This is a genomic window from Streptomyces fuscigenes (assembly GCF_021556455.1).
GTDB classification, from domain to species: Bacteria; Actinomycetota; Actinomycetes; order Streptomycetales; family Streptomycetaceae; genus Streptomyces; species Streptomyces fuscigenes.
The window spans coordinates 39,755-54,129 of sequence record NZ_JAKGCV010000007.1 but is presented as its reverse complement, the minus strand read 5'-3'; the positions used below and the strand labels follow the sequence as shown (position 1 = coordinate 54,129).

Here is a 14,375-nt window from a genome sequence, read left to right as displayed (position 1 = left end):
CGGTCCGGGGTGCGCAGCACCCCGGGCACGCCCCGGGCGGCGCGGCGGCCGGGCCCCGGCCTGCTGCTCCCCGCTGATGGGGTTTTTCACGTCGGCCGGGCCGCGACCCGCGCCGGGCCGTTCCGCTGCCGCGTCCGCCCGGTGATCGGTTCGTCGCCCTCGCTGCGCCCTGCGAGGGCCTGCGCTGCGCCCCTGCGGGTCGCAAGGTCGGGCGGTGTTGGTGCGGGCATGGCAAAGGCCCCCAGGGGGTTCCTGGGGGCCCGGGCGGTGCGCGGTGGGGCGGGTGGGGTCAGTTGGTGGTCGTCAGTGCCTGGAGGAGGGTGTCGGGGGCGGGGGTGGTGCCGGTGGCGAGGTGGCGCACGCCGCCTCCGGGCGGCGGCCATGGTGCGCCCCGTCCGAGGGGGTGGCGGCGGGAGGTCGCGGTGCGCCAGCCGTGCAGCTCAGACCAGACCAGGGCCGGGGCCGGCGCCGCGGGTGCGTCCAGCGTCACAGCGGCTACGCAGACGTTATCCGGGTGCTGCACGACCGGAGCCGCCTCCGAGGTCGTCCAACCGCGTGCGTGCAGCGCCTTGGCGACGTCCGCGAGGTAGGGCAGCGCCTGGCGGCCCCGCAGGACCGCCTCGGCGCGCACAGCGGCGCGCCGGGTCAGGCCAGGCGAGTAGCCGAGTTCGGTGGCGGCCTGCGCGGCGTTGAGCCCGCGCTGCTGCATGCGGTCGGCCATGCGGTCCGCACGGAGCTGGGTCAGCGCGCTCTGGGCGGTGTTGCGGTGCACGCCCAGCTGGTCGGTGACGCCGGCCGCGGTCAGTTCGGGGTCGTCGTCCAGGAGCTGGGCGACCCGCGCGAGGAGTTGGTCGCGCGGGACCTGGTCGCCGGCGCCGGTGGGGCGGCCGCCCCCGCCCCCGCCGGCTCCGTGCCGTCGCGGTGTGGGGGTGTGGTCGCGTACGACGTGGCGGGGCCAGTGCTCGACACCGTGGACCAGGGCCAGGTGCTCGGCCACGGCCGGGTCCTTCTTGCGGGTGTCCCACTGGTACGGCTCCACCCCGCGCAGCGCGGCGGCCTCCTGGCGGTCCAGGAGATCCTCCTCGTCATCGCGCGCCGGCAAGGGCGGGAGCAGCCGGCCGGCGAGGAAGGCGTCGATCTGCTCGCCGTCGTAGAGCCGGGTGCGGCCCGCGTTCAACGGCGCGGGGAAGCCGTCCGCCTGGTGCTGGCGGGTGTTGAGCAGGGTTTGCAGGGCGATGCCCTGCTGCGCTGCGATGTCAGCCAGGGTGCGCACCAGGTGCCGGCGTCCAGCACGGATCATTCAAGGCCTCCCGCGTCCGGCACTTCACCGGAAGACGTGTCGAGAAAACAACACTACAGGTTTTCCTACCGGCCAGAGGGTCGGGTAACCTGCGAGATGAGCACGCGCCCCTCGGGGTGGTGTCTTGGGTCGGCCGGCACCCGTGTCACCCGCCCGTGGGCGGACTGAGGGTGCCGGCCACTGCTATGGCCGGCTGTGCTCCTTCGCGCGATCCTCAGCCCCGTCACTGCGACTGCGGTAAAGAGCGCCTATCCAGTCAGAGTTGCGAGCAAAGCCGCCACGTCGACACGTCCTCTGGCCGCCCTGGGGCGCTGCTCTTCACGCTGGTGGCGGGACCGTACATCGGTGACTGCAAGCGGGAGAGGGCGACAGCCGGGTGCTGACCATCAACGTGGCCGTACTACTGGCCTTCATCGTCGTGATGCGACTGCGGCGGCGCACCCAAGCGCGTAGCCGACTGGACGAGAAGATGACCGTGGTGATCGTCTTGGTCCTGGGGGTTCTCATCGCTCCCACGCCCTTCGGGCACAGTCTGGGGCAGATGATCGGCCAACTGGCCAGCAGCATCACCCACGCCAGCTCCTAGCCCGCCGGCGGCGGGCAGAACGCTACTCGGCAAGCCGACCCCGTCAGGCTGTGGGGCGCCGCCTGGTGCCGTCGCCGCGGCCGTTGAGCGGGATCAGGGTTTCCAGGTGCGCGCCCTTGACCCAGGAGCCCAGCAGGTCGCGGTGGAGGGCCACGATGTCGTGGCGCAGCGCCAGTCCGAGTGCGGCCTTGGTGAACGCTCGGCTGGTGGTGACGAGCAAGGCGACATCGGCGCCGTGCTCCAGGCGCGCCGTACCGACGAACTTCTGCATGTCGTGGGAAGGGACGCTCCGGTGCGGCGCGTACTTCTTGCACTGGACGACGATCTTGCGGCCATCAGCCAGGTAGCCGACCACGTCCGCGCCCAGGTCACCGCTCTTACCGCTGACCATGACCCTCGTGCAGCCGTCGCGCCGGCACAGGCCGGCGACGTAGCGCTCGAAGTCCTGCCACGACAGCCCATCGACCTCAGCCATCGACAGCTCACGCGCCCTGGCCTCCTCCTGAGCCCGCCACACGCGATCCTGGCCGACCGCGCGACGGTGCGCCCCAAGCAGCACCCAGCAGACCGCCGTCACCCCGACAAGGCCCAGCACGCCCACCAGCACGGGCCACACCACCGCCCAATGCTGGACCAGGACCACGACGAGGACCACGGCGACCGGCACAGCCCACCCCTGGACCTGCCGGCGCGTCCGCTTCTTCATACGCCAACGCCGTCGACGTCCCGCCATCACTCCCCCACTTCCCAGTCGGTGCCAACCGCAGCAGGCCAATCCCTCAACGTGCGCTTCCGGATGGTGGCGGCCGAGCCGTCCTTCGCGGGGCGACTTTCAGTGACACGGCGGAAAAGGCGTACAAGAATGGCCGTGATCAAGCAGGCGCAAGGGATCGGCGCCCGGTAGCGGCGACGCGTCGCGCCGATGGACCGCCTGAAGGGTCCGCAGCCGCCGACCACTGGCGCCGTACCGCGAGGACGTCCGCGATTACCAGGTGGCGGACGTCGTGCTCTAGGTCGGCCTTGGGGCGGCGAGACCTCCGGTGGCCGCCCCGGGGTCGAGACCAGAGGTGCCGAGCCACGAGACATGGCGGTCGTTTCTCCGGACGACCTCGGGCACCACGGACCGGCCTACACACCGGCAGACGGCACAGCCGCGGCGGGGACGCCACGGGGCGGTCCGGCATACCAGCGGGTGGTGCCAAGGCGGGCAGGATCACCGGATCGGACGACCGAGGCCGCGAGCGGGTGCGGTCCGCGACACGGGTGCAGCTGCAGCGTCCCGATCGGGCCGGGTCGGTCAGGCCGCTGAGTGATGGCCGGTTGGATGCTGTCGGCGTACCCGACGCCGATGATGGCAACTAGCCGGTAGGCCGATCCCCCATCTGGGTACAGAACGAGGGAAGTCAAGTGACTGGCTGACCAGTTCACGGGGGGTGCGGCATGGTTGTCAGTCCGACCTGCTTCACTACGGGCATCGAATCTGGGGAGAGTGGCGATATGCCTACGGTGATTCACAGAACGCGCGAGGAAGTGTTAGCTCAGCGCCAGCAGCTGCTGGACGAGCAGCACATGACCTACGAGGAACTACGCGACCGTGCCGCGGTCTACAGCCTCAGCATGGAGCAGCTGATGGTGTGGCACACCATCGAGGGGCTGGACTACCTTCTCGAAGGTGACTGCTGAAGCGGTGGCTACGCCGCATGACTTGGCGAGAGAGTTCGCCGACAAATTGACATCGTTAACGCGGGGTGTCCTTGGTGAGGGCGCCCCGCGTTTCCATGCCGTCAACGTTGGCTCAAGAGTTCGAGTATCCCCACTCAACGAGAACGAAGTCGAGGCCAACATCCCCGTCAGCATCAACGGCGAGCCACGCCTGGAGCTGTTGGCCCGGTATTACTGCTGCTGGGACGGGTCAAGTACCTTCCTCGCGACCGACAAAGCAGACATTCACGTCTTCTATCGGGGTATCGCCGATCCCTTGGTCCGCTTCGAGTACGTCAGAAGCAGCAAGGAACCGCCCGGGGCCCACATCCAGGTTCACGCCCATCGCGACGAGATGGCCTACCTGCTGCGACTGGCAGACGCGGGTCGCCCGAAGCGAGGGATGAAGCACGACAAGCTCCCACGGCTGTCCGAGATGCACCTTCCCGTGGGAGGCCACAGAATGCGGCCGGCCCTGGAGGACGTACTGATGTTCTTGAAGCGCGAGCTCGCCATCGACACGGCTCCAGGCTGGCAAGCGGTGATCAACGAACGCTTGCAGGAGTGGCGAATCGTGCAGCTCAAGTCCGCAGTACGAGACCATCCTGAGGCTGCGGCCGAGATCCTTCGCGTCCTCGGCTACGAGGTCACGGAGCCCAAGATCGGCACCCAGCGGGTTGATCCCGACTCGGTGAAGCTCTTCTGGCCGTAGAGCCCGCCTTAGGCGGCCAGCCTGGCCATGCCGGGCCCAGGCAGGCGCCGGACACGGACAGGCCAGACATGGTCGCCGTGCGCAGCCGACCGGCTGGCCGGATCGGGCGGCGCGGGCCAGTCGGGCTCGGCCTAACGTTCACCTCGTCCTGTCTCGGTTTGCCCAGCACGGGTGGTTACACGAAGGGGTAGAGGGGGACTCGCTGGCCCGTGTCGTGTTCCCAGTGGTGTTGGAAGAAGTCCGGTTCGCCGCCGAGAGCGCGCACCAGCCTCACTGCCTGCTGCCAGGTGATCGACGTCTTCCCTCGCAGAAGAGCCCCGATTTCATCTGCGGTCAGCGCACCGTCTGTTGCTTCCGCCAGACCCCGCAACGACGGGCAACCGGCGCTCTTATACAACGTGCGGAGTCCGGCAGCGAGAGAGGTTCCCGATGGTAGCCGCGCCGAGGGTCGAGGCTGAGGCATGCTCGTTTGGCGTCCTGGCGATGAAGCCCTGTCGTGCTTTTTGTGGTCCGCCCACACCTTATAGAGCGCGTCGGTGTCTGCTCCTAGCGCGACGGCGATGCGCTCGGTGAGCTCCCACGTGGGCCATTTCTCGCCGCTCAGGACCCGGGAGAGGTAGCTGGCGGAGACCCGCGCTCGCAGGCCGAGCTGACGAAGGGGTAGGCCGCTGGCTTTCTGCATGTGCGAGAGGACAGGAGCCAGCGCGCCTTGGGACCGCAGCCTTCCTGGTGGCTGGGTGTCTGCCTGGCGGCGCGCACGGTCTCCGGACAGGGTTCTGCTTGGGGCGGCCACCCGGGTCGCCGGCGGCAGAACCCGTTGGCCCAAGCGCTTACGGCAGACCTCTTCACGGTAGGAGCGCCTGACCGTCTCGGAGCTCAAGCCCATCGTCGTTGCCACCGCTTCCCAGGTGAGGTGGCGCTGCCGGGCCAACAGCACGACGCCTGAGGTGATCGTCTCTGTGCGCTGTTGGATGAGAACGGCGTACTCGAGGACCTCCTGGGCTGCGACCGGGTTGAGGAGCAGACGCGCGAGATGCCGCAGTTCCTCCTGCGTGTTGCGGGCAAGTTCAAGGACTTGGAGCTGTTCCTCCGACGGTCCGGCCGCGCTCTCGCCTTTGTTCTTCATCCGGGCTCGATAAGCGGCCTGCCTACAGGCCTGACCGCAGTACCGAGCAGGGCGGCCTCGGCCACGTTGATCGTCGATGGGGTTGTTGCAGTACCCGCAGAGTGGATCGGGTGCGTTGTGCGTCACAGTCATCGAAGGGCGCCTTTTCTAACAGCCCGCTTGCCGGGCTTGCGTCACACCAGCGGTGAATTCTGCCCTTTTCGTGAGGGCGTGAAATGTCCAGGAACCGTGCCGGGCGAAACCGGGCTCCGCCCGGCACGGCAGCCAGACATGGTCAGTGCTCGACCGCGTAATGCCACATCACTCGGGCGATGGCCGTAGAGCCTGCAGCTGCGAGCGAGACGAGGACCTTGCGCACCCACCTCTGCGGCCGGGAGATGAGGATCACCGGCCATACGGGGATGGCGACAAACGATGCGTGAACCGGTCGTCCGTGACGTTGGGTATTTCCGTCACGGCTGTTAGGGTCTAGACCGTGGAACGGCCCCCGACGTGGGGGTTTGCTCCTGTTGCGATTCGAGGATCGTGTCATAGCACACTCCTTTGGATTGTGTCATCTGGGCAGCGTGAACTCCATCAACGGGGTCGCACCCCCTCAGGAGTTCACGCTGTCGTGACCATAGTCTTACGGGCTGTGTTCCGCCAAAAAGCGATCAACGAGCCCCGGGAGCCGTAATGCGGCAATTGCCGGGCGCGAAATCGGGCATAATTTGCCAAAACGGCGTGTCGCATGCCTGCCCGATGCGGAAATCCGACCGTATTTTCCCGAACTGGACCGTAACCACCTCGGCAGTTGGTAGGGGGCTGAAAACTCCCTGCCTGGTACGCCGACTCTCGAGGCAGACGCGATGAGGGGAAAGCCTCGGAGAGCGCCGGCTTGAGGACGTGGGCTCACTGAGCGAGCCGTGGCACCCGTGCTGCTTCAGTGAGCCGTTCGCCGGGCTTCTCCTGACCCAAATCCACTGACACTTCACGCCAGGCGATCCCGGGGGCGAAGATGGGTGCGCGCTCGTAGGCAGCGTGCATGGTCCGCAGCTGAGGGGGAGAAGGATGGCTAGGCGGGGTTTGTCGCGGCAGGAGCTGAATCGGCGGCAGCGCGCGAACCGGTTCGTCGGGCGGTCCAGTCAGCTGACCGCCTTCCGGGACAATCTGGCCCGCGACCCGCAGGCCGAGGACTGTCACTATTTTTTCCATGTGCACGGCAATGCTGGGGTCGGCAAAACGACCCTGGTGCGGCAGTGGGAAGCTGCCGCGCGCGCCCAGCAAGCGGCCACCGTCTACATCGATGACGACGTACACAGCGTCATCGAGGCGATGGAGACGATCAGCGCCCAGTTGCAGCGCCAAGGTGCCGCGCTGAAGCGGTTCGATGAATTGCTGGCGACGTATCGCCAGCGCCGGCACGAGGCCGAGAGCGCGCCGGCGCCGGCGACGCCCGCTGCTACCGGCTCCGGCAGTCGGCCGCCCTCGGCGGTAAGCACAGCTGTGGCCGCGGCCGGTCTGGCCGGCCTGGGGATGGTTCCGGGCATGGGGCCGGTGGCGGGCGCCATGGACAGACAGAACCTGGCGCAGCTCACCGACCGGGCGTGGAGTCTGGCCGGGGCACGCTTTCGCAGTCACGACGATGCCAAGCTGGTCGTCTCTCCGCTTCAGGTCCTCACTCCAACCTTCCTAGACGACCTCGGCAAAGTGGCGGAGCGCCGGACGTGGGTAGTGCTGTTCATCGACGTGTTCGAGGTAACGAGTCCGGTGATCGGCGAATGGCTACGGGACGTCCTCACGACAGACAGGTATGGAGAGCTGGAGGCCAATATCATCGCAGTGCTGTCGGGGCAGGGACGCCTCGATCCCGCCGTATGGGCCGACAGCCGAGCTGTAATTCAAGACGTGCCGCTGGACGTGTTCAGCAAGGAGGAGGCCCGCGAACTGCTGGCCCGCCACAGCGTCACCAACGAGCCGATCGTCGAACTCGTACTGGAGCTGACTGGGCGACTGCCGGTCCTGGTCGACCTCCTCGCCCAGGCCCGCCCCCAGAGTGCCGACGATGTCTCGGACCCCTCCGAGACCGCGGTGGACCGCTTCCTCAAGTGGATCACCGACACCGCCCTGCGCGATTCCGCGCTCGCCTGTGCCCTCCCCCTGCAACTTGACGAAGACATCTACCGTGCCACCGCGCCCGAAGGGGCCGCCGACGCATACGCGTGGTTGTGCGGGCTTGCTTTCGTCAGTGGCCAGGTAGGGCGTGCCCGCTACCACGACGTCGTCCGCGCTCCCATGCTGCGCCTGCAGCGCACCCGCTCCGCCACCCGCTGGCGCCAGCAGCACGAGCACCTAGCCGCTACCTACCGTCGTCGGCGTGAGACCCGCGAGGTAGCCCTCGATGGTCACGAGACCGACACCGACTGGCTGGAATCACGTCTTAACGAGACGTACCACATGCTGTGCGCTGATCCGCTCCGGGCATGGCCCGAGGCGTTGGCAGACCTCGTTGACGCCTGCGATCAGGACATCGCCGTCGTGCGCCGATGGGCGCAGACCCTCATGCTGGCTGGCCGAGACACAGATGACCCGCTCTTGCTCCGGTGGGGGCCACGCGTGCAGCAGGCCGCCGAACAAGAAGCGGGCACCATCGCCGTCCTGGGCTGCCTCCTCGGTGCGCCGGAACTCGCCCCTGCTACACGCGCCCTGGCACACGCCCTACGTGGCCGCGACTACCGCCTCGCTGGCGCATACGACCAAGCCCTTACCGACTACGCAGCGGCTCTCGACCTGACCCCCGACCTGGCACGCGCCCACTACGGCCGCGGAGAGACTTACCGCCTCACAGGGCGCCATGCCGAAGCGCTCACCAACCTCAACCAAACCCTCGAGTTGGCGCCCACCGAGAGCGAGTACCTGCTCTGCCGCGCGCTGATCCACGAGGCCCTTGAGGACGACGACGCAGCGCTCGCCGACTTCAACCGGGCCGTCGAACTCGACCCCACCGAAGTCTGGATCATTGCAAACCGTGCCGCATTTCACATTGGGGGCGGGCGCTATGGGGACGCCGCCATCGATCTGACCCGCGCCATCGAGCTCAACCCCGACCACGTTGGAAACCTCACTGCCCGCGGTCATATCTACCGCACGATGAACCGTAACGAAGATGCTCTCACCGACCTCACCCGCGCCATCGAACTCAACGCCGACAATGGATGGGCTCTCGCAATCCGTGGTGAGGTCCACCACTCGATGGAGCGCTACGACGATGCCCTCACCGACCTCACCCGCGCCATCGAACTCAACCAGGAATCAGCCCTCGCCTATCGCGGCCAGACCTACCACTCGATGGGGCGCTACGACGATGCCCTCACCGACCTCAGCCGCGCCATCGAACTCAACCAGGAATCGGCGTGGATCGTTGCAAGCCGCGGTCACACCTATCACGCGATGGGCCGTTACGGCGATGCTCTCACCGACCTCGATCGCGCCATCGAACTCAACCCCAATGACGCATTGAACATCGCCGACCGCGGTCTAACGTACCGCCAGATGAACGATTACAGCGATGCTCTCACCGACCTCGATCGCGCCATCGAACTCAAGCCCGATGAAGGCTGGTTCTTCGCCATTCGGGGTGAAACTCATCATCTCACGGGAAATTACGAGGATGCTCTAACCGACCTCACCCGCGCCATCGAACTCAAGCCCGATGAAGGCTGGTTCTTCGCCACTCGGGGTGAAACTCATCATCTCACGGGAAATTACGAGGATGCTCTAACCGACCTCACCCGCGCCATCGAACTCAACCCCAATCAGGAATTGGCACTTGCGAACCGCGGCGTGCTCTACCGGGAAATCGGACGCTACGAGGATGCCCTTATCGATCTGCTTCGAGCAGTGAAATTCAACCCTGACCTGGCCTGGTGCCACTACCACATCGCGATCGCGATGCACGTCCTCAGTCGAGCCGGGGCAGAGGAGCATTGGCAGATAGCTACAGAATATTTTGAAGCTAACATCACATCAGGCGCCTACTCGGTAACCGATGCCAAGGGAAACCTGCTCGTAATGCGCTGCGGGGCGTCTGACTGGCAAAGGGCCGCTGAGGAACTTCAGCAGTTCCTTGTAAGCGGTCCAAGGATTCCTAGAATTCGGGAAGCCCTGAATGATCTTCGGGACATCGAAGTGAGCCTGGCCCTGGACTCGGTCGCTCTTAGGCCGTTGCTGGAGAAGTTGGAGACAGCCATTGAGGCCGCAGGCGTCCCTCATCCCTGAGGGAGAGGCGTTCAGTACCTGACAAAAAGACCTCGGCTGCCGTGCCAGCCACCAGGAGCGCAACCCCTGCTGAGACACCCCCGACCGGCATGCCGTCAAACGCCTGACAGCTCGGCTATCCGGCCAGGGGTACCTCAGCAGGCCTCCCCGGCGTTGGAGGAGCCCTGCCCACTCGCGTTCGATCCCGCGTTCCTGGTCCGCAGGTGCGCTGGCGCGGGTCGTCGCTGGTGCCAATCGGGGCGCTGTAGCCGAACCGCGCCCGGGCCGTGACGACGTTGCCGGTCGACGTCGCGGCCTGCCGACTGGCGCGGGCCCGCACCCGCGGCGGCCACCGACCGCGGACCTCGCCCGCAAGCCAGTCGGCCAACTCGGGGCGGGGCCGGCGGATCTGGTCGCGCACGTAGCGCTCCAGCGTGCGCTGGGAGATCCCCAGCAGCTGCGCGACCGGGCGCGTGCGGCCGGCCTGGCGCACGAGGAAACGCATCTGCGCCGGGCGACTTTGGCGCCGGCCGGGTCGAGGTGCGTGCGGCGGCCGCGTCGAGGCTGTCGCGGATGATGCCCACGAACGTGGCTCCAGTCGAGGAATCCGAGCTTGATCGTCTGTGCGGGTCGTAGAGCGCCGATCTCCGCCCCGGATGAGGAAAGGGGCACCGGGGCGGGTGATCGTCGGCGTACGGGGCGCGCAGGCGGCTTGGTGCGGGGCGAGGGCGATGCCCCGCCCGCCGCTACCAGTTGGGTTCGTCTTCGGCGGTCATGTCGCGCAGGCGTGAGTAGTGGAACTGGTGGGCGACGGTGATGGTGCAGGTGGGCCCGTTGCGGTTCTTGCTCAGGATCAGGTCGCTCTCCCCGGCGCGGGGGCTCTCGGGGGTGTAGGCGTCCTCGCGGTGCAGCAGGATGATCCCGCTCGCGTCCTGCTCCAACTGGCCCGAGTCACGCAGGTCCGAGGTCTGGGGGACCTTGCCCTCGCGGTGCTCGGAGCCGCGGTTGAGCTGCGCGCAGCAGATGATCACGGCGCCGGTCTCCTCCGCGAGGATCTTGATTTCGCGGCTGACTTCGCTGACGCGGTCGTAGGTGGACTGCCGCGGCTCGCGCCGGTCGGTGTACATCAGCTGGACGTAGTCGATGACCACGAGCGGGGCCTGCCCGGTCTGCCGCATGATCGCCTTGATGCGGGTGCGGACCAGGCCCGGGGTGACGCGGGGGGTGTAGTCCATCCACAGCGGCAGCGCTTCGAGGTCGGGCAGGCGCCGGGCGATGCGGGTCCAGTCGTCCTCGGTCACCGCCTCTCCGCCCTCGGTGAGGTGGTGCAGGGCGACGCGGGCGCGGCTGGACAGGACCCGGTTGGTGACCTCGGAGCGGCCCATCTCCAGGCTGTGGACCAGCGTCGGCCGGCCCGATGCCGCGTTGGCGAGCGCGATGCCCAGCGTCGCGGCGGACTTGCCCATCGCGGGGCGGCCGGCCACCACGATCACGTTGCCCGGACGCATCTTCAGCACGGCGTCCAGGTCGGTCAGCCCGGTGATCGCGGCGGCCGCAACCGTGGTCTCCAGGCTGTCGAGGTGGTCCTGGAGGCCGTCCGCGAACCGGCCGAACAGTCCCTCGTCGCCGGTTTGGTCGGCGGCCAGGTGCTCGAGTTCGGCCTGGTGCGCGGCGATCGCCTCGCCCACGCCCTCCGGGTCGCTCTGACGGGCCGTCTGCATCCCGCGCACCAGGGCCTGCTGGTAGCGGCGCAGGCGGGCATAGCCGTGGACGATGTCCGCGTAGTACTCCACCTCCGCCGCCACGCAGGCCTGCGCCGCGATCAGCGACAGCTGCGCGGCCCCGCCCGCCCGCGCGAGGTCGCCGGCCCGGCGCAGCTCCGCCTCCACCATCGGCACGCCGGTCGGTTTCGAGCGGGCGTGCAGCGCCACGATCGCCCGCCAGATCGCCTCGTGCTGCGGGCTGTACCAGTCCCCCGGATCCGCGAGGACCCGCGCGGCGCCGGGGATCGGGTCGTAGGCCGGCGTGGCCATCAGGCAGGCGCCGAGCACCGCGGCCTCCGCGCTGACGCTCACCGCCTCCGGCGCCTCCGAGAGCTGCTGCTCCGAGATGCCGAGCGTGTCCGCGCTCATCGCTGCCCCCCACGCATCGCGGCCTCGATCGTGACGCCCGGGTGGGAGCACCGGCGGTTCGGCTTGTCGTCGTCGTCATCGAGCACCCAGCCGAGCTGGTCGCAGGCCGGGCACGCGGCCCGCAGCGCAGCACGCTCCCGCGTCGACGGGCCCGCGGCCTCAGCGGCGGCCGGAGCAGGCTTGCGGTAGCGGCGCAGGTCATCAACCCACCCGGGCAGACACTTCACCCACGACGTGGCGCCCCGGGTGTTTTTGAAGATGTCGGCTTCCAGCGCCCGGCGCTGCGCATCGTCCATTCCGCTCAGCGTCGGCCAGCCCTGCGTCCGCATCGCACGCAGCAACCGGGGCGCGCACTTCCGCGCCGTCGACAGACCGGCCTGCCACTGCTCCATGCCCTGGAGGAAGTCGCGGGCAGCTTCGAGTTCCTCTGCGGGGAACTCGCGCCCCTCCTCCCGCTGTGACGGGAGCGATCCCGAGGGACGGGTGAGGGGGTTGGGGGAGGAGGAATCCTCCTCCTCCGGGGGGTGTGGGGGGTGGGAGCCGGATCGCGGATTTTCCGCATTCCGGCTCTGACCTGGCGAAACGCGGGTTTCCAGATCGCGGGTTTCCCGCGATTCCTCCCCGGAATGCGGGAAACCCGCATTCCGGCTCTGACCTGGCGAAACGCGGGTTTCCCGCGATCCGGCATTTTGGGGATCGCGGGTTTCCCGCATTCCGGCGTTGACCTGCTGTGTCGCCGTGATGCCCAGGTCGACGTACTGCGTGTTGTTGGCCGGATTGCGGAACACTCTGGTGACCCAGGTCGGACGCTGGCTGGCGGCATCGAAGACCGAGACCCGGGCGAGGTGGCCGGCGCTCGTCAGGCGCTTGGCGATGGCGTTGTAGCGGTCCTTGCCCATCTTCCAGCCGCGTGCCTGAAGGTCTGTGCGGATGGCGTCCATGGTCGACGGCAGACGCGGATCACGTAGCAGGAGCTCTGCGAGGACCCCGAGATCCTCGGGCTGGAGGCCCGGCGTGCGAACGAGTTCCCGCCGCAGGATCACTTCCTCCGGCGCCTCCCAGGCGCGTTCCAGATAGCTGGATTCGAACTCGTCGGTACTCATGCGGCACCACCGAACGGGCCGCCGTATGTGCTGGGCAAGATCCATCTCCCCTAGTAGGGGAGCCGTGACCGAATGTGTGACCTGACGGGTACACAGAGCAATACTGGTCTCCGATGGGGCGAGACCCGTATCCTGGGTACAGGTGACCCACACAGACCGCGAGGTCTGCGGGCATCACCCCGGCGAGGTCACCTCACCGGACACGACTCGAAGCTGTGATGAGCGGGCGAGTCGATTGCTAGGAAGCGGTCCCGTTGTGGCGACGGGGCCGCTTCGTCTTTTCAGCGGCTAGGTGGCGGTATCACTGGCCTCCTTGCCTTGCAGCCCTATCGTCGGATGTGCTACTGCCAGGCGCTTGAGCAGGTGAGCGTAAGCCTCCCGGTGGGGGGCCCGCGGCTCGCTCTCGCCGCTCTCCCAGCGCGCAACCGCTAGTCGCTTGACCCCAAGAGCATCAGCGACCTGCTGCTGAGTCAGGCCTCCCGCCCTGCGGAGTGCGCCACGCGCAGGGTGTGGCGGAAGCGCTGGACGTTGATTGAGGAGAGCATCGACGGCGCTGATCAGGTCTGCGCCCACAAGTACCTCCCTGGTATCAAAATTGATTGCTCGAAAGATACACCATGGATGGGTTGCCGGACCTTCGACATGCCCACGGGTGTCTCGCGTGTTGCTCGCATGAGGTGCGGTTTTCAACAGACGCTGGCCACGCCTCAGATGTCGAAGGCGCGACATCGCGCGGCGGCGGCTTCGAGGGAAGATGCATCGCGGGGATTCCGCACAAGAGCGCCCGCCATCACGTGCGGCCTTCGGCACGGCGTAGGGTCCATGCCCGTGACCCGCGTCGTGTTCTTTGACCTGGATGGCACGCTGGCCGACCGACAGTCGGCGCTCAACGACGCCCTCACTCGCCTCTGCAGCTCCCGCGGACTCTCCCCTGCTGCCGAGCGGTGGCTGCGCATCGAGCTGGCCGACCGCGCAACCGCCAGCGATTTCGCCCGACTCCAGGACGCCTTCGGCCTGAAGATGTCGGCCGCGGATCTGTGGCAGGAGTACGTCGATCTCATGGCGGCCGCCGTCACCTGTCGCCCCGAGGTCATCGAGGGCCTGGCCCGCCTGCGCGCGGACGCCTGGACGATCGGCATCGTCACCAACGGGGCCGGCGACATCCAGCGCGCCAAGCTCGCCAGGACCGGCCTCGCGGACCTGGTCGACGGCGTCGCTGTCTCGGGCGACCTGGAGATCCGCAAACCGGACCGGCGCCTCTTCGACCTTGCGGCCCGCCGCTGCGGAGTGAGCCTCGCCGCTGGCGGCTGGATGGTTGGCGACAACCCTGCCGGGGACGCCGGCGGTGGGCACCAGGCCGGCCTGCGCACCATCTGGCTGCGCGGCCGCCCCTGGCCAGACGGCCTTCCCCCGGCCGACCACGTCGTCGACGACGTCACCGACGCCATCACCATCCTGCTCAACGAGACGGAGTAGCAC

At 67.9% G+C, this 14,375-nt stretch carries 12 protein-coding genes; 5 read left to right on the top strand and 7 right to left on the bottom strand.

Going from position 1 to position 14,375, the window contains the following annotated elements:
* Positions 1 to 289 precede the first annotated feature (289 nt).
* Positions 290 to 1,300 (bottom strand): DUF6292 family protein, encoded by a 1,011-nt coding sequence (locus L1885_RS02165; RefSeq protein ID WP_235795211.1) that lies wholly within the window; start codon positions 1,298 to 1,300, stop codon positions 290 to 292.
* A gap of 376 nt (positions 1,301 to 1,676) precedes the next feature.
* On the opposite strand from L1885_RS02165, the gene L1885_RS02160 reads away from it, so the two are divergent.
* Complete coding sequence (locus tag L1885_RS02160) at positions 1,677 to 1,886, top strand: hypothetical protein (RefSeq protein ID WP_235795210.1); 210 nt, start codon at positions 1,677 to 1,679, stop codon at positions 1,884 to 1,886.
* Positions 1,887 to 1,929: 43 nt separating this feature from the next.
* Here L1885_RS02160 and L1885_RS02155 read toward each other — a convergent pair whose 3' ends face one another.
* Complete coding sequence (locus L1885_RS02155; protein ID WP_235795209.1) at positions 1,930 to 2,592, bottom strand: restriction endonuclease; 663 nt, start codon at positions 2,590 to 2,592, stop codon at positions 1,930 to 1,932.
* Between the two features lie 824 nt (positions 2,593 to 3,416).
* On the opposite strand from L1885_RS02155, the gene L1885_RS02150 reads away from it, so the two are divergent.
* On the top strand, positions 3,417 to 3,569 hold the full coding sequence (locus L1885_RS02150) for a hypothetical protein (protein ID WP_235795208.1): 153 nt from the start codon (positions 3,417 to 3,419) through the stop codon (positions 3,567 to 3,569).
* Complete coding sequence (locus L1885_RS02145) at positions 3,559 to 4,299, top strand: hypothetical protein (RefSeq protein ID WP_235795207.1); 741 nt, start codon at positions 3,559 to 3,561, stop codon at positions 4,297 to 4,299. Before L1885_RS02150 ends, L1885_RS02145 begins: the two co-directional genes overlap by 11 nt.
* Before the next feature lie 175 nt (positions 4,300 to 4,474).
* Here L1885_RS02145 and L1885_RS02140 read toward each other — a convergent pair whose 3' ends face one another.
* Complete coding sequence (locus tag L1885_RS02140) at positions 4,475 to 5,425, bottom strand: helix-turn-helix domain-containing protein (RefSeq protein WP_235795206.1); 951 nt, start codon at positions 5,423 to 5,425, stop codon at positions 4,475 to 4,477.
* A gap of 1,065 nt (positions 5,426 to 6,490) precedes the next feature.
* Here L1885_RS02140 and L1885_RS02135 point away from each other — a divergent pair.
* Complete coding sequence (locus tag L1885_RS02135; protein ID WP_235795205.1) at positions 6,491 to 9,682, top strand: tetratricopeptide repeat protein; 3,192 nt, start codon at positions 6,491 to 6,493, stop codon at positions 9,680 to 9,682.
* A gap of 115 nt (positions 9,683 to 9,797) precedes the next feature.
* On the opposite strand, the gene tpg is transcribed toward L1885_RS02135, so the two are convergent.
* From tpg to L1885_RS02115, 4 genes are all read right to left on the bottom strand, one after another.
* Complete coding sequence (tpg, locus tag L1885_RS02130; RefSeq protein ID WP_235795204.1) at positions 9,798 to 10,166, bottom strand: telomere-protecting terminal protein Tpg; 369 nt, start codon at positions 10,164 to 10,166, stop codon at positions 9,798 to 9,800.
* Between the two features lie 241 nt (positions 10,167 to 10,407).
* A complete protein-coding gene (locus tag L1885_RS02125) occupies positions 10,408 to 11,793 on the bottom strand; it encodes a replicative DNA helicase (RefSeq protein ID WP_235795203.1) in 1,386 nt (461 codons plus the stop codon).
* The gene (locus L1885_RS02120) at positions 11,790 to 12,896 is read right to left on the bottom strand and encodes a hypothetical protein (protein WP_235795202.1); all 1,107 of its coding nucleotides are present in this window, start codon (positions 12,894 to 12,896) and stop codon (positions 11,790 to 11,792) included. Before L1885_RS02120 ends, L1885_RS02125 begins: the two co-directional genes overlap by 4 nt.
* A 288-nt stretch (positions 12,897 to 13,184) precedes the next feature.
* Complete coding sequence (locus L1885_RS02115) at positions 13,185 to 13,625, bottom strand: helix-turn-helix transcriptional regulator (RefSeq protein WP_235795213.1); 441 nt, start codon at positions 13,623 to 13,625, stop codon at positions 13,185 to 13,187.
* Between the two features lie 99 nt (positions 13,626 to 13,724).
* On the opposite strand from L1885_RS02115, the gene L1885_RS02110 reads away from it, so the two are divergent.
* The gene (locus L1885_RS02110; protein WP_235795201.1) at positions 13,725 to 14,372 is read left to right on the top strand and encodes an HAD family hydrolase; all 648 of its coding nucleotides are present in this window, start codon (positions 13,725 to 13,727) and stop codon (positions 14,370 to 14,372) included.
* The last annotated feature ends 3 nt before the right edge of the window (positions 14,373 to 14,375 follow it).

What these genes read in the sequence shown, in the direction of transcription:
- L1885_RS02165 (WP_235795211.1), bottom strand. Translation starts at nt 1,300, where the DNA reads ATGATCCGTGCTGGACGCCGGCACCTGGTGCGCACCCTGGCTGACATC.
- L1885_RS02155 (WP_235795209.1), bottom strand. Translation starts at nt 2,592, where the DNA reads ATGAAGAAGCGGACGCGCCGGCAGGTCCAGGGGTGGGCTGTGCCGGTC.
- L1885_RS02140 (WP_235795206.1), bottom strand. Translation starts at nt 5,425, where the DNA reads ATGAAGAACAAAGGCGAGAGCGCGGCCGGACCGTCGGAGGAACAGCTC.
- tpg (WP_235795204.1), bottom strand. Translation starts at nt 10,166, where the DNA reads ATGCGTTTCCTCGTGCGCCAGGCCGGCCGCACGCGCCCGGTCGCGCAG.
- L1885_RS02125 (WP_235795203.1), bottom strand. Translation starts at nt 11,793, where the DNA reads ATGAGCGCGGACACGCTCGGCATCTCGGAGCAGCAGCTCTCGGAGGCG.
- L1885_RS02120 (WP_235795202.1), bottom strand. Translation starts at nt 12,896, where the DNA reads ATGAGTACCGACGAGTTCGAATCCAGCTATCTGGAACGCGCCTGGGAG.
- L1885_RS02115 (WP_235795213.1), bottom strand. Translation starts at nt 13,625, where the DNA reads ATGTCGCGCCTTCGACATCTGAGGCGTGGCCAGCGTCTGTTGAAAACC.